This window comes from Deinococcus carri, assembly GCF_039545055.1.
Classification (GTDB): Bacteria; Deinococcota; Deinococci; order Deinococcales; family Deinococcaceae; genus Deinococcus; species Deinococcus carri.
In genome coordinates, this window is record NZ_BAABRP010000002.1 from 87,501 (window position 1) to 107,500 (window position 20,000).

21 protein-coding genes (2 of these 21 cut by a window edge) are annotated in these 20,000 nt (G+C 66.7%); 2 read left to right on the forward strand and 19 right to left on the reverse strand.

From position 1 onward, the window contains the following. The 7 genes from ABEA67_RS05425 to ABEA67_RS05455 all read right to left on the reverse strand — a co-directional run. Positions 1-660, reverse strand: partial view of an ABC transporter permease gene (locus ABEA67_RS05425; RefSeq protein ID WP_345462100.1) — the 5' portion only. Its footprint begins 306 nt before the window's first position; only the first 660 of its 966 coding nucleotides appear in the window; it begins with the start codon at positions 658-660; its stop codon lies beyond the left edge, outside the window. A gap of 9 nt (positions 661-669) precedes the next feature. Next, positions 670-2,166, reverse strand: a complete 1,497-nt coding sequence (locus ABEA67_RS05430) for an ABC transporter substrate-binding protein (RefSeq protein WP_345462103.1) — start codon at positions 2,164-2,166, stop codon at positions 670-672. Between the two features lie 583 nt (positions 2,167-2,749). Further along, the gene (locus ABEA67_RS19410; RefSeq protein ID WP_425557154.1) at positions 2,750-2,944 is read right to left on the reverse strand and encodes a M23 family metallopeptidase; all 195 of its coding nucleotides are present in this window, start codon (positions 2,942-2,944) and stop codon (positions 2,750-2,752) included. Between the two features lie 183 nt (positions 2,945-3,127). Continuing rightward, complete coding sequence (locus tag ABEA67_RS05440) at positions 3,128-4,453, reverse strand: multicopper oxidase family protein (RefSeq protein WP_345462106.1); 1,326 nt, start codon at positions 4,451-4,453, stop codon at positions 3,128-3,130. A gap of 61 nt (positions 4,454-4,514) precedes the next feature. Further along, the gene (locus ABEA67_RS05445; RefSeq protein WP_345462109.1) at positions 4,515-5,315 is read right to left on the reverse strand and encodes a DUF4396 domain-containing protein; all 801 of its coding nucleotides are present in this window, start codon (positions 5,313-5,315) and stop codon (positions 4,515-4,517) included. A 622-nt stretch (positions 5,316-5,937) separates the two neighbouring features. Continuing rightward, on the reverse strand, positions 5,938-6,804 hold the full coding sequence (locus ABEA67_RS05450; protein ID WP_345462112.1) for a WD40/YVTN/BNR-like repeat-containing protein: 867 nt from the start codon (positions 6,802-6,804) through the stop codon (positions 5,938-5,940). An 83-nt stretch (positions 6,805-6,887) separates the two neighbouring features. Then, the gene (locus ABEA67_RS05455) at positions 6,888-7,934 is read right to left on the reverse strand and encodes a peptidase C39 family protein (RefSeq protein ID WP_345462115.1); all 1,047 of its coding nucleotides are present in this window, start codon (positions 7,932-7,934) and stop codon (positions 6,888-6,890) included. Positions 7,935-8,218: 284 nt separating this feature from the next. Here ABEA67_RS05455 and ABEA67_RS05460 point away from each other — a divergent pair, with 284 nt between their 5' ends. Both ABEA67_RS05460 and ABEA67_RS05465 read left to right on the forward strand, forming a co-directional pair. Continuing rightward, complete coding sequence (locus ABEA67_RS05460; protein ID WP_425557155.1) at positions 8,219-8,641, forward strand: four-helix bundle copper-binding protein; 423 nt, start codon at positions 8,219-8,221, stop codon at positions 8,639-8,641. Next, positions 8,638-9,249 (forward strand): DUF305 domain-containing protein, encoded by a 612-nt coding sequence (locus ABEA67_RS05465; protein WP_345462118.1) that lies wholly within the window; start codon positions 8,638-8,640, stop codon positions 9,247-9,249. Before ABEA67_RS05460 ends, ABEA67_RS05465 begins: the two co-directional genes overlap by 4 nt. A 95-nt stretch (positions 9,250-9,344) precedes the next feature. Here the strand turns inward: ABEA67_RS05465 and ABEA67_RS05470 are convergent, their stop codons facing one another. The 12 genes from ABEA67_RS05470 to ABEA67_RS05525 all read right to left on the reverse strand — a co-directional run. Further along, positions 9,345-9,941 (reverse strand): RES family NAD+ phosphorylase, encoded by a 597-nt coding sequence (locus ABEA67_RS05470; protein ID WP_345462121.1) that lies wholly within the window; start codon positions 9,939-9,941, stop codon positions 9,345-9,347. 32 nt (positions 9,942-9,973) lie between these two features. Next, complete coding sequence (locus tag ABEA67_RS05475) at positions 9,974-10,342, reverse strand: antitoxin Xre/MbcA/ParS toxin-binding domain-containing protein (RefSeq protein WP_345462124.1); 369 nt, start codon at positions 10,340-10,342, stop codon at positions 9,974-9,976. Positions 10,343-11,399: 1,057 nt separating this feature from the next. Then, positions 11,400-11,936 carry a mismatch-specific DNA-glycosylase gene (locus ABEA67_RS05480; RefSeq protein ID WP_345462127.1) on the reverse strand — a complete coding sequence of 179 codons (537 nt, stop codon included), beginning with the start codon at positions 11,934-11,936 and terminating at the stop codon, positions 11,400-11,402. After that, positions 11,933-12,499, reverse strand: a complete 567-nt coding sequence (locus tag ABEA67_RS05485; protein ID WP_345462130.1) for a hypothetical protein — start codon at positions 12,497-12,499, stop codon at positions 11,933-11,935. Before ABEA67_RS05485 ends, ABEA67_RS05480 begins: the two co-directional genes overlap by 4 nt. Positions 12,500-12,571: 72 nt before the next feature. Beyond that, positions 12,572-12,958, reverse strand: a complete 387-nt coding sequence (locus tag ABEA67_RS05490; protein WP_345462133.1) for a hypothetical protein — start codon at positions 12,956-12,958, stop codon at positions 12,572-12,574. Between the two features lie 38 nt (positions 12,959-12,996). Next, positions 12,997-13,329 (reverse strand): hypothetical protein, encoded by a 333-nt coding sequence (locus ABEA67_RS05495; RefSeq protein WP_345462135.1) that lies wholly within the window; start codon positions 13,327-13,329, stop codon positions 12,997-12,999. 108 nt (positions 13,330-13,437) lie between these two features. Continuing rightward, positions 13,438-14,682 (reverse strand): cell wall-binding repeat-containing protein, encoded by a 1,245-nt coding sequence (locus tag ABEA67_RS05500; RefSeq protein WP_345462138.1) that lies wholly within the window; start codon positions 14,680-14,682, stop codon positions 13,438-13,440. Position 14,683: 1 nt separating this feature from the next. Continuing rightward, on the reverse strand, positions 14,684-16,405 hold the full coding sequence (locus ABEA67_RS05505) for a DUF4396 domain-containing protein (RefSeq protein WP_345462141.1): 1,722 nt from the start codon (positions 16,403-16,405) through the stop codon (positions 14,684-14,686). Beyond that, positions 16,402-16,932 (reverse strand): hypothetical protein, encoded by a 531-nt coding sequence (locus tag ABEA67_RS05510; protein WP_345462144.1) that lies wholly within the window; start codon positions 16,930-16,932, stop codon positions 16,402-16,404. The genes ABEA67_RS05505 and ABEA67_RS05510 overlap by 4 nt, the downstream gene beginning before the upstream one ends. Before the next feature lie 783 nt (positions 16,933-17,715). Beyond that, the gene (gene chrA, locus ABEA67_RS05515) at positions 17,716-18,951 is read right to left on the reverse strand and encodes a chromate efflux transporter (RefSeq protein WP_425557156.1); all 1,236 of its coding nucleotides are present in this window, start codon (positions 18,949-18,951) and stop codon (positions 17,716-17,718) included. Then, positions 18,948-19,286 carry a PadR family transcriptional regulator gene (locus ABEA67_RS05520; RefSeq protein ID WP_345462147.1) on the reverse strand — a complete coding sequence of 113 codons (339 nt, stop codon included), beginning with the start codon at positions 19,284-19,286 and terminating at the stop codon, positions 18,948-18,950. Before ABEA67_RS05520 ends, chrA begins: the two co-directional genes overlap by 4 nt. Before the next feature lie 634 nt (positions 19,287-19,920). After that, positions 19,921-20,000, reverse strand: partial view of an IS701 family transposase gene (locus ABEA67_RS05525; RefSeq protein WP_345462150.1) — the end only. The gene runs 1,273 nt beyond the window's last position; the window shows 80 of its 1,353 coding nt (coding positions 1,274-1,353); its start codon lies beyond the right edge, outside the window — the gene reads right to left on this strand; its stop codon occupies positions 19,921-19,923.

The window sequence follows — 20,000 nt, forward strand, 5'->3', positions numbered from 1 at the left end:
GGTGCGGACGTAATCCTCGCCCAGCACCGACAGCATCGCGTACCGCATCACCAGGAACGTCCCGGACAGGCTCACCAGGGTGAGGGTCACGACGGGCAACACCAGATGCCGGGCGATGTCCATGACGTTGGCCCAACCGGTCAGGTTTGACCAGGGCGTCTGCGCCCCGAAGACCGGGAACAGGGGCCATTGTACGGCGAAGAGGGCGACGAGCATCATGCCCAGCCAGAAGGAAGGCACGGAGTCCAACAGGATGGAGGACGTGAGCGTGGCGTGATCCAGCCATCCATTGCGGCGCCAGGCCGCCAGCGCCCCGACAATCACGCCGAAGACGGTCGAGAGCAGCAGAGCCGAGCCGGTGAGCAGCAGGGTCCACGGCAGGCGTTCGATCAGCATGGTCAGCACGGGTTTGTTCGCCTGATAGGAGTAGCCCAGATCTCCGCGCGCGAGCGACGCCACGTACTTCCCGTACTGCACCGTGAGCGGCTGATCGAGGCCCGTGCGGGCGAGCAAGGCCTGGCGGTCTTCGGCTGGCAGCAGGGCCACATCCTCGCCCGCGAGGAACTGCAATGGGGAGCCGGGCATGGCACGCGGCAGGAAGAAGTTGAGGGAGATGGCAGCAATCAACACGAGAAGGTACTGTCCAACCCGTTCCAGCATGACGTCCCCTTATTTCAAGAACGAGCGTTTGTTGATGATGCCCTGACCCTTCTGAAACTTCCAGCCATCGTAAGCATTCGCGTCGAACGCATACACCGTGTCGGGGTACCACAATGTCAGGAACGGCAGGTCCTTTGCGACGATCTCCTGAACGCGTGCGGCCAGCGTCTCGCGGGCTGCGGCATCCACCGTCGTCAGCATGCGCGTGGTCAATGCGTCCACGGTCTTGTTGCGGTACCCACCGACGTTCAGGGTGCCGATCACAGGGTTCGAGTGGAACAGACCTGCCAGGTTGAGCTGCGATTGGACGGGCGCAGACCATCCCCACATGGCCATGTCAAAATTGCGGCCCTTCGCCACATCAAAGTCAGGCCACAGTGCTTGCTGAACCGTGGTGGGATCCAGGGACTTGATGGTGAGCCTGATGCCCGTCGGGCTCAGTTGCGACGCGATGATCTCCGCAGCGCGGATCCGCTGCGGGTTGTTGGAGGCGACCAGGAAGGTTAGGTCCAGGGGCTTGCCGTCTTTCCCGGTACGGACCCCGGCGCGGTTCAGCTTGAAGCCGAGGGTATCCAGAGCCCTGTTCGCCTGTGCCACCGTCATTTTCGGGTAGGTGGGGGCCGCTTTGCTGAAGAAGGGACTGTCCGGGTGCACGAAGCCAGCGGCACCTGGAGTGCCATTGCCTAGGAGGATCGTTTCGACCAGTGCCTTGTTGTTCACCAGGCCAGCGACAATCCGCCGGAACCCCGCGTTGTTAAACGGTGGGGTGGTGGTGTTGAACTGCAAGAGTGTACTGGCGTAGCTGGGCCCCCGCAGGGTCTTCAGGCGTGCGTTTCCGGCGAACCGTTGAATGAGTTCAGGCGGGACTTCACGCGCGACGGCGTTGATCTGCCCGGCCTGGAGCGCCTGGAACATGGAGGTCGGGTCAGGGATGACCGCCAGGACCACCTCATCGGCACCAGGCTTAGCGGCAAAATAATCAGGGTTTTCCGTCAGACGGTAGGACTGGTCGGTCTTATGGTCAACCAGTTTGTAAGGTCCGGAGCCGATGACGTTCTTGAACGTCTTCGGAGCCGTGACGCTCTCCCAGATGTGTCTGGGCAGGATGGGCGCGTCCGCGAGAGGCTGGAGGAGAAAATTGGCTCCCGGCTGCTCGAGGGTGATGATCACTGTGCGCGCGTCCGGGGTGCGGATGCTGGAGATGGGACGCACAGCCGAGGCGAAGCGGCCCACGACCGGGTATTTCTTGTAGTACTCGAAGCTGAACTTCACGTCTGCGCTGGTCAGTGGTCGACCGTCGTGCCATTTGACGTCGCCTTTCAGCTTCAGTGTCCAGACCTTCCCGTCCTTCACCGAGTACGACTCGACCAGCCAGGGCCGGGGCACGTCGTTGAGGTCGTTGACGAACAACGTGTCGTACACGAGGCTCATCAGGTTGTATCCGGGGTAGCCGGTGACGTAGGTGAACGGCGAGAGTTCGCCTTCATCCTGGGGGATCGCCAGCACGATGCGCTTGCTGGTGTGGCCAGCGTATGCGGTGGTCGCGAGGGCGACTGCGAGTGCAGCCGTGAGAAAGCGGGCAACTGGGCTCCGTCTCATAGGTGACCTCCCACACCGGCTTCCCACCGGTGGTCATGCGAACACGACGAATGGTGTGATACGACCTGCCCCGGACACGCGATGAGCGTACCAGACCTCTGATTCAATCCCCCTGGGTGGGTATCACTATAAGCCTCATTCGCAGGAAATGCAAGTAAGGACCCAATTCAGGAAAGTGTGGTGTGGGGCGCCAAATTCTGTTGGATCAAGCAGGACAGGTGAGTTCGGAGTCACGATACAGGAAGAACCCACCCCCAAGTTGCGAGTGATAAATGACCTCCTCAACGTTGATCCAACCCCTAACGGGGGGAGGGGGAATCCCGTGAGATCCCGGTACGCTGACCCTCCGACGATGCTGACGGCCATCCCGCATGTTGTGTGCTGTCGAGGCTGCATCACCACAGGGGGTTCAGAAAGGAGAGGGTGACCCGCTCGACCCGTTTGTTATTTCGGCCAGAGGCGGTTCATCCACCCGGCTGCGTCCGTACCCTCACACCCGCATTTCGAGGTGCAGGTGGGCACCGGTGCTGCCGACCTCCCCGACCTGCTGCCGGACTTTGACCGTCACCGCGCGCTGATGGAAGTACATGCTGGTGAGCCCCACCCCGTGGTCAATCACGACTAGGTCCCCGTGCACCGGGCACATGCCCGCTATGACGACCGTTCCGTCACTCACCGCCGTCACGGGCGTCCCCGCGGGTGTCAGGTAATCCGTACTGTAGTGGTACCTGACCGGCCCGTTCGCCACGTACGTCCGCGGCTGTCCGATTGTGCTGCTTTGCGGGCCGGGTCTTCGAGCTTGCCTGGGACGCTTCTTAACAGCGGAGGCAGGCTTGATCCTTTCCCGGCAAAGGGCGTGCCGGCACGTTCAGCTCACCTGGATCAGCATGGTCAGCCCACCGCCGCCCTCGACCTCCACGTTGTCGTTGGTGATGTGGTGCGGGATGTGGCAGTGCACCAGCCAAGTGCCCTTCTCACGCGCCGTCCAGATCACGTCGTAGCGCTGCCCTGGACCGACATTCACTGTGTCGGCCAGGAAGCGCGCGCTTTCCTTGAGGGTTTCGCCGTCTCGCGCCACCACCTCGAAGGGACCACCGTGGACATGCATCGGGTGCACGAAGTTGTTGTTGCTGCCGATAAAGCGCAGCTTCACCGTCTGCCCGACCTTCATGCGGATGGTGTCGGTGGCCGGGTAAGCCTTGCCGTTGATGGTGAAGAAGTTGGGCAGCGCGCCCTCCATGATCATGGCCGGGAAGGTGTAGCCGTCCCGCTGCAGCCACTCCTGCAACTGCAAGGTGTAGTCGAGGTCCGCCTTCGGCTCATTCGCCGCATTTCTCGGCTTCACCAGCAGCGCGCCGTACAGGCCCAGGCCCTGCTGGCGGTCCGGATTCTTATGCGAATGGTAGAAGTAGGTGCCTGCCTGATGCACGGTGAATTCGTACGTGAACGTCTCGCCGGGCGCGATCGGCTTCTGGGTGACGTCGGCGGCGCCGTCCATGCCATTCGGCACAATCAGGCCGTGCCAGTGGATGGTGGTGCTTTCCGGCAGGTTGTTCTTCACGTTGATGCGCACCCGGTCCCCCTGGGTGAGTTCCAGGCGCGGCCCCGGCACCTGCCGGTTGACCGCGTACGCGGCCACCTGCACGTTCGGCAGGATGTTCCAGCGGATCACGGACGTCTCGAAGTTGAAGACCTTGACGCCATTCACCACCTGCGGCGCGAGCGGCTGGTCGCCCCGCGCTGCGGCGGGCGCGGTGTAGCGGACCTGCGAGAGGTCCACGGCGGCCATATCCTGCATCGCCTCCATCGGCATGCCCTTCGTCATGATCATGCCGGGCGGCATCACCAGGTTGCCCATCTTGGTGGGCGTCTGGAGGGGGGTATCCGGCAACTGGCTGACCGGGGTCGGGGTGGGGCTGCTGGTGGACGTGCCCATGTTCATGCCTGGCATGCTCTGGTTCCCCGCGCTGCCGGAGGGCGATCCGCCACCCCTGGCCATCCCAGACATAGCACCGGAAGCGGCGTTGCCGTCCATGTTCATCCCAGCCATGTTCTGACCGCCCTGCGCCTGCATGTCGCGGGCGCTCATGCTCAGGTCACCAAACTGGGCCGCCAGACCGACGCCCGCCGCCAGGGCCAGGACGCTCAGGATGGTCACAGCAGCGACCTGGGGACGGGTGACTTTGGGCGCCATGTTCATCTCGCCATGCGGTGAGGAACCGGAAGGCTGCTGTGAACCGTTGTGGTCGTTCATGTCACATTCCTTTCATAGTGTGGCGGGCGGTGGAGGCGTTCGGGGCCGGGACTTCGCCGGTGGTATGCTCGATCAGCCGTTCCTCGGCCGCCAGGCTGTGCCCGCCGCGCCCGACGGCACGCACCGTGCCCATGCCGTGCTTGAGGCCGCTGGCCACCAGCCACACGTTGACGGGATACGCGGCCGCGAAGCCCACCAGGGTCGCCAGGGACATCACGCCCCAGAAGCGCAGGGAGGTCGCCTCCATGGCCGTCATGTCGCGGCTCATCAGGATCACCATCGTCGGGACCATGCCCGCCATGACGGCGTTCATGGACACCCACTCGGGCAGGAACGAGCGCCGTACCGCCTGCAGGTACGAGCCGCCCAGCATGTCCCGCATGAAGAGGGCCTGGAAGATCAGCAGCCCGAACAGGAAGCCGAACACGTACTCGGAAAGCACGTCCAACCACATCGGAAAACCCAGGGCCAGGGTGATGGCCGCAGCGACAATGATGCCGGTCGCGTCCCCCGCCAGGCAGTGGATGGTGGAGCCGACACTCTGCTTCCAGAGCGGTTGAATGAACGCCTCATGGGTGCCCGGCGCTGGCTCCTGGCACGACAGGATGTACAGGGCAGCCCCGACCGGGCCGGTGTACAGCGTCACCAGGACCCAGCCCCACTTCATGACCTTCATCTCTGGGTTGCGGGTAAAGGCGTCCCAGGCCACGTAGATGGCCGAGAGGGCCGTCAGGCCGAACCAGATGACCAGGATGACGTCAATCGTTGCCCAGCCCTGAGTTCCCGCGGTGTTCATCGGCATTCCTGGCATCCCTGCCTCCCTCGCTCCCTGCCCCGGGGCGGGTTCCGCCTTCTGGCGACCTGCGGCAGGGGGCACGTCTTCGGCGGGCCAAGGAGAAACGCGCCCAGGCGTTCATCCCCCACCGCCTCCCCGGCACCCTAGACCTGGCGTGTTAAGTTCGTGTCAAACCCCTGGCACCCCGTCCCTGGGTCCACCTAGCGGGGACGCGAAAGCCTCCTGCAGACACGGGAGACCATGAAAAGTCATCGCCACGGCGGGTGATGGCGCGCCGAAGTGGCCTTCTGCCCCAGTGCTGGCGAGACTGCCTTGCCCACCATGTCCGGCCATCAACCGCTCTTGGATGCCTGGCACCCCGGTTCTCGTGGTCAGTGGGTGTCCTACCAGCACGGCGCAACAAGACGGCGCAGGGGGCGTATTCGCTGCAGGGGAAGACCGGCCAGCCGGGCCAAGCGGCGGGTGGAGGAGGGCAGGGAAGCGGAACGGGATGAAGACGATGATCAGGCCACCGTCGAGCACAGCCTGAATCACAGGCCAAGCCCCTTTTAACAAGGTTTGCCGGGGGATCGGTGTCAGGGCGAGCGGCCTCCGTTCAGCGTCACCGCTCCTCCGGGGGCTGCCGCCGTCAGTTCCCCTGTCCGGCCCAGTGCCAGGCCCGTCCACCGTCCCACGAGCGGTACACCCGGCCGTCCTCGCTGACGGCGTAGAGCCTCGCCTCGTCTGCCGGGTCGGCGGCGACCAGCCGCGCGCCTTTCTGGAGGCCCAGGTGTGCCCAGGAGCGGCCCCGGTCCCGGGAGCGCCACACGCCACCGGGACCAGCGAGGTAGACGTCGCCGCTCACCGGGTCAACGTCCAGGCCTGAAGCGGCGGCCGCCGGGGCACGCCGGGCGGGCTGCCAGTTGTCCCCGTCATCCGACACGATCAACCCTTCACCGGTGACCAGGGCGTAGAGGCGGGGCACCCGGCCAGGCCCCACGGCCAGCGCTGTCGCATTCGCCGTGTCCGGGGACATCACCTCCCAGTTGCGGCCGTCCCGCGTCCGGTACAGGCCGAGCCCGGCGATGTTCGCGTACCACACCTTCGGCTCGTCCGGACTGACCGCGAAGCCGTGAAGGTCCGTGCTGGCGAGGTTCCCGAACGTTGCCGGCTGCCAACTGCCCCCGCCGTCCCGGCTGGTCTTCAGCACGCCGTGCCCGGCCAGGACCAGCACCGGTGACGCCGGGGAAGCGGTCAGGCTCATGGCGTCCCCGGCGCCGTCGGGTGGGCTCCAGGTGCGGCCGCCGTCCATGCTGACCGAGACTCCGGCATGCTGGCCGTAGAGCAGCCGCCCGCCCCGCCAGACCTGCAGGGCATGAAAGTCGCCGCCAACGCGGCCCACCGCGGCCCGGTTCCGCGTCTGCCACCCCATGACGCCGACCATCAGGACCGCCGCCAGGACAGCCCCGCCCAGCAGGCGGCGGAGGCGGAAAGCTCCTCCTCGTCGCGTGGTCACGTCCCTTCCTCTCCCCTGAAGGCCTTCATCTCGTCATTCCACCGGCCAGGCTCGGACGCCGCCACTGCGCCTGTGCAGGCCGGTCAGGGCCGGGGGGCCATCACGTAGGCCATGCCCCCCGCGTGACCCAGCCACAGCCGCTCGAACACTGCCCGCGGATAGGTGCGTTTCACGCCCGCGTCGCTCTTCGCGGCCGGGTCGTTCACCACCGGGTTGCCCTGCGCGTCGAACCCGGTGAGGACCAGCAGGTGCCCGTTCGACCAGGTGAGGGGGGCGCCGGGCAGCTCGCCCGCCTGGAAGCGCACACTCAGGGCGAGCGGCAAGCCCCGCACGATGTACGCTTCCGCGTCACGCAGGCTGCCCAGCCGCGTCACCAAGGCCTGCAGGCCCTGGGTGGCGGCGTAGGCGGTATTGAACGGCCAGTTGCCGAACCCGTCGTACGTCCGGTCGTACGTGGCCCGGGCGGCGTCGGGTACGCGGACCGGCCGGTTCCAGAAGCCCAGGATCATGGAGACGCTGGTCGGGCTGCACCAGATGGGTCCGCCACTGGGGTAGATCATCTGGGAGAGGCCCGGCACCTTCAGCACCCTGTTCCAGGCGCCCGGCTGCCCCGCCTTCCCCTGGTCGCGGAACTTCAGGGCGGTGTCCGCCGTGTTGAAGGACAGCAACCGGGCCTGCAGGCCAGGACCCAGCGTGGCCCGGTACTGGAAGGCGGCGGCGCGGAACGGCAGCGTCAGGGTGTCGGTGTTCACCGTTCCCTCGGCCGTGCGGGTCACCCGGGCACTCGCGCGCGTAGCGGACGCGCTCCACGACCCGAACCCGAAGTACGGTGTCCAGCGGCCGTCCGGGCGGCGTACCCGCACCTCCACCGTGATGGCACTGGACGCCGGCCCGCTGACGTTCCAGCTGGGGATCAGTTCGTTGAAGGGCGCAACTTCCACCACGGGACCCTCCAGTCGGCCCCCCCGGCTCTCGGGCAGGGGTTGCCAGCTGGCTGGAACGCTGGTTTGCGCCTGTGCCGCCTGGATCAGGGAAGAAGCTTGACCGAAGCTGGTCTGCTGGGCGTAAGGCGCGCCGGTGGCCGCCGAGGCGAGGAGCAGGCCCGGCAGGAGGGTCCAAGTGAGCTTCACGTCCTCCAGCGTAAGGGCGAAGTGTTGCCATTGTGTTAAGGCAGAAGCCCGGAGACCACCCACACGTGAAGCGCTCGCGTGGGATAGGCCTCACATGACTTCCCCATAAACAGCATTCTCACGGAATCTTTACAGGAGGCTGACACGGTGACGGCGAAGAAAACCATGTGCTCGCCGGACGGAACATCGGCACCGCCCGTCCGGCTCACCCTTCAGGAGGAACGCTGCTCCATCCACCCCCGCTGGCCCCTCTGCCGCCCTTCTCAACCTTAAGGAGACCGAATATGCCGCAGAACACCTTACAGATGCTGCAAACCCATCCCAATCCTGCCGGCGTGTTCGACCTGAACGCCCTGGCCGAGTGCATCGACGCCTGCTTCGAGTGTGAGCAAACCTGTACCTCCTGCGCCGACGCCTGCCTGGGTGAAGGCGACCACCTGATGCACCTCGTCCACTGCATCCGCCTCAACCTCGACTGCGCCGATGTCTGCGGGACGACTGGACGGGTGCTGTCGCGGCTGACCCAACCCGACCAGAACGTGCTGCGTGCCCAGCTCCAGGCGTGCGTGGCGGCCTGCAAAGCCTGTGGGGACGAGTGCCAGCATCACGCGCAGGACATGAACATGCAGCACTGTGCGGTGTGCGCCGAAGCCTGCCGCCGCTGTGAACAAGCCTGCCAGAACCTGCTGGGGAGCGTGGCCGCATGAAGAAGGTCCTGTTGACCCTGACCCTGATGGTCCTGCCGGTGAGCACCGCGCAGGCGGGCGGCAGCGGACCCATGCCGATGAGCATGTCTCCCATGTCCATGCAGATGGACATGCACGCCAAGATGCAGCCGGTGATGAATCAACTCCGGGGCCTCTCCGGCACGGCCTTTGACCGGGCTTTCTATTCCACCATGATCCCGCACCACCAGAGCGCCATTGACATGAGCCGGGCGGCCCTGCCCCGGCTGCGTGACCCTCTGGTGAGGGCCTGGGCGCAGAGCATCATCGACAGCCAGCAGCGAGAGATCATGGAGATGCAAAACGAACTCCAACACCTCGGTGGGCCGAATGTCGCCTTGATGAACCTGATGCGGCAGACCATGTCCGGCATGACCCCGATGATGATGCAGATGATGGCCCAGACGCAGAACGACGATCGGATCTTTCTGGAGATGATGATTCCCCATCATGCGAGCGCCAACGAGATGTCGAATCTCGCCCTTGAGCGGTCGAACGACGAGCAGGTGCTGAGTATGGCGCAGAACATCATCATGGCCCAGGCCGACGAGATCCACGACTTCAAGGACTGGTTGCGCACCCACCAGTAAGCGGCGGAGTCAGGGCGGTCATCTCTGGGTGGAGATGACCACCCGCCCTTTGGCCCCCCGCGCGGCGCCGTCCAGCGGAGCGGCAGATCAGGACGTCAGCGTGACTGAGGTTCCGGGAAGACGTCCAGCTCACGCTCCGGGTCGTAGACGGCCCGGTTCTCCGGGGCGACGCGCTGTGGGAACACCGCGTAGTTGCGGCCACCCGGATACCGGGCACTGGGGGAGCGGATGGCGTCGTAGCGCGCCGTGTCGAGAACGGCCCGTGCCAGGATCTGCGTGGTGGCCAGCTTCCCCTCGACGTTCAGCGGCAGCCATTCCTGCGAGAGATCCTCGCCTTGCAGTTCCAGGTGGGCCAGGACCTGGGCGTCCATCAGGTCAAGCACCGCACCGGGCCGGAGCTTGACGGTGATGTCCAGCCGGGGGAGCGGGTTGGGTCCCGGCCCAATTTGAAGGCCCTGCGCGCCCGTGACGACTGTGATGGCCCGCGCTTCGGCATGGGCAACCGCCAGGTTCTCCGCCAGGTACAGCATCGCGTGCGCGCCCGGGAGGCCCTCGGGGGCGTTGTACCGGCCGCCCGTGATCAGGGAACCTGCGGTATTCAGCGGGTCACGGCTGTACTTGCGCAGTGCCAGGAGCGGCACTGTCCGGAAAGTGTCGAGCACCTCGGGGGGTGTCCAGACGGGGGCGCTCAATAGGGCCCGTTTGAGGTCCTCGCCGCGCAACATCAGGTGGGCATGCCCGTCTCCGCGAGCAGCAGCAGCCGCCGAACCGCGATGGGCTGCTGCTCCAACAGGTACGTGATCGGGGCGCGGCCACCCAGGACGGGGTTCGGGGCGCGCAGCCACATGCGGCCTACACTCAGTTCCCCGAAGACGTCCCGCAGCTGCAAGCCGATGGTTTCGAGGTCGTGCAGCGGTGCCTGCAGAGAATCACTGGTGGGATGCTTGCTCAGGCCGCTGGCGTCGCGGTTCAGGGTCTGCGCCAGTTCACGCAGGGTCATGCCAAAGGCCGCCGCCACGCGCTGGGCGTCCAGTTTCCCGTTCTTGGGATTCCGCGCGTCGATCAGCAGGTGTTCCGCCGGGCTGGGCCTCATCGTCATCTCCTCACCACGTTCAGCGTACCACGAGAGTCCGTAAAACCTCTGTTTTTCCTCTGCTGCTTCCTTGGTGCAGGATCTCCAGGGTGGAGGACACCTCATCCTCCGCTTGGAGGAGAAGACACTCTCGGCGCTGTCTTCTGGTGGGTTTGAATACGTCTCACCCTGTATGGCCGAGTCAGGCGACGTTGACGTCGACTCCCGCCAGAGGAACCGGTGGGTCGACCGCCGGAGCGGCGGCGGGGACTGGTGAGGCGAGCCCTCGCTTCTGGAAGCCTGTCGGCCCTGCTGACCTGGGAAAGCAGGGCTGGCCCCTCAGGAGAAGGGGGAGACGGGGCGCCCACTGAACGGGCAGGAAAGCCACGGCCATCAAACGGGTCAGCTTGTGGGGCACAGGGCGCTTCGTGCCGGGTCACCACCGGTCCTCGGGACCGGACACGGCCCCCAGGGCCGCGCCGTACATCAGATGCCCGATCAGGAACGCGACCACGGCGCCTCCCCCGTAACCGGTCGCGAACCCCTTAAAGCGGGAGCCTCACCCGCGCGCACGCTGGGGTTCAGGGCGTCCAGACCGGCGATCAGCGTGGAAAGCAGCAGGTACCCGCCCAGCCCGGCGCCCCGGACCCCAGGCCCCAGCGCGTGGCCGCTGAGCATGCGGCTCTCATAGGCCGTCATGCCAGGCGGCCGAGGCCCATGCGGTGGGCCAGCGATCCCCCCACTTCCACCGCCGCGCCGTCCAGCAGGCCAGCACGCACCGCTCCGGAAAAGCCGATCGTGGGAAACCTCCTCAACAAGCCGCAGCTTTGGCCGCCTCAGCGCTTCAGACGGGGCGGCTCACCCAGCGCAGCAGGCCGACCCCCAGGGCGACTCCTGCCACCAGGGTGCCATAGATGATTGCGTGAGATCATGCCGGGTGTGGGCGGGCGCTCCCCCCTTGGCCCTTCCGTGCGCCGGACACGCCACAGCGCGCCGGTGTGCAGCGGCATCTGGATACCCCCCACCTCCGGCGCGCTGCGTTCTCCAGCTTCCTGGCCGCTTTCCCACCGCCCTGTCATCACTCTGTTGGCCGCTGGATCCGTTCGGCCAGGGCGCGGTAATACCTGAGCTTCTCTGCGAAAGGCAGGCGTGCCAGGCCACTCGGTGACGGCAATACGAAGTCGATGGCGCCCCCCGTCAGGGAGCCGTCCTGAACCCCCCACGGCGCCTGCGGTTTCCCGGTCGCGGCGAGATACACCCCCTTCCCGGTGTAGGCGACGAGGGGAATCCGGTAGCTCGCCACGAGCCGGCGCAGGTGCGGGACGCCCGCGCGGAGTTCCGAACGGCTCAGTTCAGCGGCGCCGACGGTGGGACGTGCCACCAGATTGGTGGACCCCAGGCCCCAGCAGGGCAGCAGGTGATCTTCTTCAGGCGGCAGCAGCCGGGGCGTGAGGCCCGATGCGGCCAGCAGCCGCCAGAACTGGTTCCCGCGCCCCGCGTAGTGGTGCCCCTGCTGCACCGAGCGCGGACTGGGATTGAAGCCCACGAACAGCACCCGCACGCCTTCGGCCACGAGATCGTAGAGGGCAGGTCCACTCCGCGGTCCCTGAGTCACCTCACGTCCTGGGGCCTGGAGGGCGAGCCGTCCCGCGTTTCCGGCAAGGACTCTGGCACGGCTGGACCGCTCAGCAACCCACCTGGCCCGGGGCCACCTCCAATCCCGCCGCCGGCGTCTCCCGTGTCTGGCGGGTGCTGGCGGTCCTGCTCCGCCAAGGGAGACGACGGGTCAATGGCACGGGAGGCCGCCCTGTCGCGTGCCTTGGCGGTTGTTTCCTCCGGGCTCTGCGTCCCGCGCACGTCCTTGGGCCGCACGACTTCCGCCATCACGGCATAATGCACCCGCCTTGCTGGAATCAAAAACACATGCCCGCCCCGCAGCGTCACCATGAGGGGGTGCCCCTGCGCCAGCTGCTCCCCCACCACCTGCAACGCCGTGGCGGCCTCGTTTTGCGTGTCATACACCCCGTAGACCAGCCGCGTGGCCGCCGGTGGCTCGGTCACGCCGGACATCGCACCGGGCAGGCCGGCACGTTGGGCACCCTGTGTCAGCTCAATCGCCTCGTCCTGGTGAATCTGCTCACCGGGATTCACGAGCCAGAGCATGATCGTGTACGCCAAGAGACTTCCTCCTTTGCTTCGGCGGCTGGCGCGCCGACCGCGCCTGTCGTCACTCCGCCTCAACCCCACAACTCAGCCCGCAGCGGCCTGTCGGGCGTCCCCCAGGGCTTCGGCCAACTCGCGGGGGAGGACGCCGCCCCAGGCTGCCTTGTACGCCTCGGCGTCCCCCACCGGGCGGCGCGGCAGGTCCGGCGCGACCTGCCGCAGCGCCTCCAGCAGCGCTGCGTAGGGCCGGTAGCCGAAGAGGACCACACCCCGGTCCCCCCGCCGCAGGGTCAGCGCAGGAGACTGTTCGATCCGGCGGTAACGGGCGTCCATCAGGTCGTCGCGGTAGGATGGCCGGTCTGTCGAGGCACTCATGACGTCCAGCGTGAGGCTGAACGGCAGCAGCGTGAGCGGCGCGTCGTTCAGGATGGTGTGCAGCGGATGTCCTGCCAGATTGAGTTTCGGCACATTCATGTGGCCTCCAGGCTTGAACTTCCAGGCACCTGATTCCGTCAGGCACTGCCAGGCACTTCCTCGACGCGTGTGGTGTGCATCTCCCCATCCTGGCGCTCCCGCGTCACGCGCACCCGGAGGCCCTGCTCACGTTCACTGTGCTGCGCGGCACCCACGATCTGGGGGGTGGCGTCCGGGTCAAGCAGGCTGAGGCGGCCGTCGTTACCGACCAGACCGTACCCACTCTCGACGCAGTGCCCCTTAAGGGCGCAGGCACGGGTATGTTCACGTGCCCGTTCCAGAAGTTCGTCCTGTCGATACCTTCGCAGACAGATCAGGTCCACGACATAGCCTTCGAGCGTTTCGTTCTGGGCATCAGAGCCTTTGTTCACGGTTCTCCTTTCTCATGCGTGCCCCCTAAGCTTTTCGGTGCGTCGGCTGGCCGGTTCGCGGTCCTGACTTCAGTAGGCTTCCTCCTTTCCGGGCGCGCTGGCCAGATTTCACCGCATGCCGATGGTTTCCGGGGTGCGCGAGCTGGCGTCCTTAACCGAAAGCAGTTCCGTCACGGTCCGTTGCGTTGCCACCGGAACTCCCCGACCGGCGATCCAGGCGAAGTTGTACACCTGACTGCTGGGGTGCACGCGGGTCGGCCGGATCACATCCAGGTACCCCCGCACGCTGTCCGGGAGGGTGCCATCGGGGTTGGTGAGGATCAGAGGCGCGTGTTTGCCCATATGCGACAGCACGCCGCTCGTCACGACCTCCCGCCAGTCCGCGGGGTTCGCGACGATCACGTTGTGCCCCGCTTCGGCGATACCCCACCCCAGGGAGCGGTTTTCCTGCCCGAACCACCAGCCGAGCTTGCGCCCGCTGTCCTTGTACCCCGCCCAACGGGCACTCATCTCCTGGGGCGTCGCGCCGGGAATGCGCTGGACGTGCCCGTACTGTGAGAGGTCGTCCATCACGCCCTGGCTCACCACCTCTGGCGGCGCGAAGACGTAGATGTACGGTTCGTTCGGAGCGCGGCGCTTCAGCATGTCCTGAGTGGCGGGCGGCACGCCATCGGGCGTTACCCAGGCAAAGCCGTCCCCAGCATGTGCGTTCCAATTCGCGGCGGGTAGGGCAAACGCCGGGGCCTGTGTGGCCCCCACCAGCACCAGATCCGCGTGGTTGGATTCCATCACCGCGATGAACTCGTCGAGCACCTCCGCGAGGTTCACCATGTCCGCCGCGAAGATACGCCGTGTCTCGAAGCCCAGGTCGCGGACCTGTTGCGCGACGTTCTCCCCGATGTTGCCCACCAGGTACACCTGCATGTTGTTGTCCAGCGCCACCCCCTGCGGATCAAGGCGCTGGAGTTCCGCGCGCGTCTCCTGGGGCAGGCCATTCGCCGTCACGAACAGCATCGGGGCATTGACCGGCATATGTTGCAGCCGTGTGGCGGTGATCGCTGCGAGAGGGTCATCGTCACGCACGAGAACCACTGCGCCCGGCTTGTCCTCGTCCTGGGTGGCCGCGTAGACAGCCTGGGAGTAGGTGGTGGGCGTCGCATATATGTCCGCACCGGAGAGGCGGGCGGTGGTGCCGGTCAGGCGCAGCAAATCCCGGCCCGCAGCGGTTTCTGTGGTGCGGCTCAGCGGCACCAGGCGGCCTTCCTCGCGCGCCCAGGTGGCCAGGAACCAGGCCCAGGAAAACACCAGCAGGGCGGCGGCGAGGCCGCCCAGAAACGTCCAGATCGGCTTCACGTCACATCCCTCCCTGTTTGCGGCCTAGGCGCACCAGCCAGTAGTTGGGAATCAGCGCGGTGAGAAAGCCCATCGCCGCTGCCCACCAGAACACCGTGGGCCAGAGCCACAGTTCGGCGGAGGCCATGTCGGGGAGCGCCCAGTTCTGCCACCACCAGGCCAGGCCGAACATACCCACCGAGGCGGCGATCATGCTGACCGCGACCGTGGGAAAGGCCATCCTGACCCCCTGCCAGTACGGCTGCAGGTTCATCTCGGCCAGCATCGGCCCCATGAAGAGGAAGGTAGAGAGCAGGATCGCCAGGCCCACCATCAGGATCCACATCAGAGCGGCCATCGGGGACCCCAGCCAGAACAGCGGCGTAAAGGACAGCCAGGTAAAGAGCGGCATGCCGTTCAGCATCAGCAGGTACATCACCGCGATCATGAAGGCCATGCCGACACTCATGCCCATGATGGTGGCGCTCACAGCGCGCGCCCAGGGCGGACGGACAAAGACCGGCATCCGCTGCGTGCGGTTGACCATCCGCCCCTGGTAGCTCGCGACGAAGGCGATCAACCCGACTGGACCCAGCACGAAGATCGCCAGCGGCCAGTAGAGCCGGGGGTAAAACCCGGCGTCCGGAATCCGCGCCGGAATGGCGAACAGCGCCCAGATGGCGCCCGCCAGGCCCACGAACACCCAGGCCCAGCCGAGGACGGCCAGCCCGCTCATGCCCTGCACCTGATTGCGGTACGGGTGGGTTTCCAGGGCGAAGTCACTTCTGGCCTGCGGGACGTAGCCGACCGAAGTGGTGGGACCGACCACGCGGACGTTCATAAAGGGGCCGTCGCTGGGCCGGTCGAAGAAGTCGGGGCTGAAGTACCAGAAGTACTGGTCGACGACGGGGGGCAGCACGTCCCGCGCGGTATAGATCAGCGGGCCGTAGTTCCCCCTGTAGGCGAGGGGCAGGGCGGCGGCGGCAAAGGCCGGGTCCGCCGGGTTGGCCAGGACGAAGTTGGCGTAGGCGTCCTTGCGGCCCCGCTCCAGGCCCCAACCGAACGCCCCATTGCGGTAGCGCGCCCACAGCAGCGCGTGCTGGTAGAGGTCGTCGCGGGCCACCCGCACGGTGTCCAGGCCGTTCAGCGCGCTCTGGGGCAGCAGCCGTTCGGGGACCGCGACCAGGACCGTCTTGCCGCGCAGCGTGCCCAGCACGTCCTGCGGCACGCCGCCCGCATCTGCGTACACCACCGGCACGCGGAAGTGCGTGGCGGCGTAGGCGGCCGGCAGGGCGTAGGCGGGTTCCCGAAGGCTGGCGAGAACCACAAAGCGGCTGCCCGGCAGCGCCGCGAGCGTCTGTGCCGCCAGGGCATCGGCGCTGCCCGTGCCGCCGCCGTACACCAGGGTCTGCCCCCGTGCGCTGGCCAGCGGCGCGAGGGCGGCGGCGGCCAGGGGATCCGCCGGCGCGGCGAGGGTGGCGCCGCCCACCATGGCCGCCACCGAACGGGCGGCGGCGGCGGGCGTATCTCCCACAATGCGCTGCGCATTCTTGAGGGAGTATCCGATGCGGCTGGCCTGATCACTGCCCGGCCCGTAGAAGGCGGCGAGGACCCAGATATAGCTGAGGGCAGCCAGCAGCACGCCCGTGACCGTCAGGATGGTCAGCCACGCCACCCAGCGCAGCGGCGTCATCTGGGTGGGGGGCGTCATCTTCATGGTGCCGGAGGGGGCGTTCAGGCTCATACGTGCTCTCCCCGGCGCGGCTCGGAGGACGCGGGAAGGGGGTAACCGCCCCACTCCATGGCCAGGTGGGCCAGCCTCTCGCGCTCACCCAGAGCCTCGACCAGCACGGGCTGGATGGGCTGGCCCGTCTCCACATGCGTAGCGCGTTCGTCGCCCGCCCGTGCCTCGGCGGCCATCGCGGCTAGCCGGAGCGTGAGCAGCCCCCCGGTCAGGGCCCCGACGCTCCCCCCCAGAAATGCGAACAGAACGGTGGGTGCGCCCGTCGGGGCGGCGAAGATGGGGCCGAGGCGTGGCAGGCCCAGCATGAAGTTCTCCGCGAGCGCCCCGAGCAGACCCAGGACAGCGCCGCCGATCAGGGCGCCCACCCACACCGCCAGGTGCATCCCCACGGGAAAGAGGTTCACGCGAGCGGGAAGGTCCACCCGGTGCCCCATCTCCAGTGCTTGTTGTGCAAACCCCCAGGCTGCCTCGGGTGAAGGGAACTCCAGGGTCGTCAGGTGTGCTGGCTTGTGCTGCTGTTTGGGCATGCCCTCTCCTCTCCACTGCCAGGGACGCTGGGTGGATGTGTAACCCTCGTAGCGTAGGCACAACTTTGTTAAGCTCATGTAAAGCTCACGTCAGATGTGAATAAGCTCCAAGCAGTTTTTTTCGTTTTGTGGGAAACGTGAGCATATCAGCAGGATTTCTGATGCAGCATGGCGGCCCTCCGGGGCTGATCCTGGCCCTGGTGCTCGCGCCTGCTGTCGCTGCCAGGCTGCTGCCGAACAGGAGTTCAACCCTGACCGCAGGGCGGCGCGACCGGGGTATCTGGCGGAGGACAGGCGGGACAACTGTGCGGAGATGCAGCACCCCGGCGGGGCACAACGGTACTGGGCCTTGAGCGTGTTGACGGTTTCCACCCGTCCGGATGCGGAAGAGAGCGTGTGGGGACGTCGCCTCGGTATGTCCCGGCACTGCGGTCAGGATTGGGGAAGCGCTGACGCCAGCGGTCTCACCGCTTGCCCCACGGGACGCGCACCTCCCGCCGCCCCCACAAGCCAGCATTCTGGGCGGGCGCCGATCACTTGCTGGGCTTGTCCTGCGGCGTTGGGGGTGCCGGTTCTTCCAGCCGCGCCCCCGGTCCGGGTCCACCCCCGATCCCGCCCCCACCGTACCCTCCGTCCACGACGCGGCCAGCCTTCAGGAGAGCGGCACCCTGATCTGGTTCGTCCACCCCCACGCGGAGCTCATTACGGAGTTCACGAACACCCTGCGCGACCTTGACCAGGTCCCCCGCCAGGTTCTAACGGGTTCTGGTCCGTCGCATACGCTCACAGCAGCAGCCCGCCTGCCAGGGCCGAGAGTGCCACCACCAGCCATGGCGGCAGCTTGGCGTACTCCAGGAGCGCGAACGCAGCGAGCACCAGCGCGAAGTCGAGCGGGGATGCCACGGCAGCTGTGAACACTGGCGTGTACAGCGCGGCCAGCAGGATACCGACCACGCCCGCATTCACCCCCCGCAGTGCCGACTGCACGGCAGGCCGGGCACGCAGAGCGTTCCAGAACGGCAGGGCGCCCGCCACCAGCAGAAACGACGGCAGGAAGATCGCCACCAGCGCCAGGGCTGCCGCGACGAAGCGATTCAGCCCCACCTGGCTGACCGCGCCCAGGTACGCGCTGAAGGTAAAGAGCGGTCCTGGCACGGCCTGCGTGGCCCCGTACCCAGCGAGAAAGGCGTCATGGGTGACCCAACCGGGCGGAACCACCTCCGCTTCCAGCAGCGGCAGCACGACGTGCCCACCCCCGAAGACCAGTGAACCCGCGCGGTAGAAGCTGTCGAAGACGCTGAGGACCGGACCGCCCACGGTCTCCCGCAGGAAGGGCAGGCCGACCAGCAGCAGGCCGAACACCGTCAGGAAGGCCGCGCCGAGGCGGCGGGGCAGGGCGAGCGGCAAGTCTGCACCTGTCACAGGACCAATGGCGGGCAGAAAGCGCCACCCGACCAGGCCAGCCACCAGGATCACCAACACCTGAATGAAGGCGCTCGGCACGAGGAGGACGGCAATGGCGGCACCCAGGGCGAGTGCGGCGCGTGAGCGGTCGGGCGTCAGGTTCCGCGCCATGCCGAGCACGGCCTGGGCGACGACCGCCACGGCGACGACCTTCAGGCCGCGCAGCCAGCCCGCGTCCCCGAGATCACCCACCGCAGCCACACCGAGGGCAAACAGCACCAGGATGAGGGCGCTGGGCAGTGTGAAGCCCAGCCACGCCGCGAGCGCACCCCACAATCCGGCGCGGCTGATGCCCAGAGCCATGCCAACCTGGCTGCTGGCCGGACCGGGCAGGAACTGGCACAGGGCCACCAGGTCGGCGTAGTTGTGCTCGTCGAGCCACCTGCGCCGGTTCACGAACTCCTCGCGGAAGTATCCCAGGTGCGCGACGGGACCACCGAAACTGGTAAGGCCCAGGCGGGTGAAGGCCAGCAGCACCTCCAGAAAACGGTGTCCCGAAGGGGGTGTAGAGACCACCTGCGCGGGCGCATCGGGAGAAGAATGCAGGCCGTTCACGGGTGTTCCTCGGGGTGGGGCAGCGGGTGAGCGCTACTGTCGTCGAGGACCTCGCGCGTCAGCTCGCGGACTTTCTGCCGCGCCTCACGCAGAGCCGCGTGGCCGAGTTCCGTGAGGATGTAGTATTTGCGGACCTTTCCGCCCACCACACGCTCTTCCTGGGCGAGGTACCCATCCCGGGCGAGGCCGTGCAGCATCGGATAGAGGGTGCCGGGACTGAGCCGGTACCCGTGGCGGGCCAGCTCCTCCAGCATGGCAACGCCGTAGATGGGTTCATGGGCGGCGTGGTAGAGGATGTGGATTTTGACAAAGCCCAGCAAGAAGTCTCGCAGCATGGGGTCGGTTACCGGGGATGGGATTCGAGGGGAGTGGCCGTGCCGGGGGACAGACTTGGCTCACCGGCGCTTGCGTCAAGCTTCACGGTTCCACAGCTTGTAACGCAAGTCAATATCGGCAGCCGAAACCAAGGCTACGGTGACCTGCGAGGCAGACGCCCGGTGATACTCCAGGAAATCCTTACACCCGCCCACTTGCAAGGGTTGGGCACACTCGAGGGACCTCGTGGGAAAACAACGGAAACAGTGGCCGACCGACACCAAGGAGCAGATCGTCTTGGCGGTGCTGGGCGGCTAGCTTGGCGTGGCGGAAGCGGCCCGGCAGCACGGCGCCAGTGAAAGCCTGATTCACACCTGGCAGGCGCAGTTCCTGGAGGCGGGCCGCGCCCACCTCGCGTGTGAACGCTAGACCGAGTTGGAACGCGAAAACGAGCGACTGAAGGCGTTGGTCGGTGAGAAGGAATTGGCACTCCAGATCGCAGAAAGGTGGGATGGGCAGCTTGGAGAGGACCAAGCGCACCTGGTTCATGCCCACTTTTGGTGCTCTGGGCACTCCAGAAGCCGCAGCTCATCTGCTGCCAGCAGACTCGCGGCATGGACCCGTTCCTGAGCTCGACTTTGTCCAAAGGGAAGTTCAGGCCGCGTAGCAAAGCGCGTCTGTGAGGCGATCTACGAGCGAGCGCGGGACTTGTACGAGGTCGTCGGCTGTAGGGG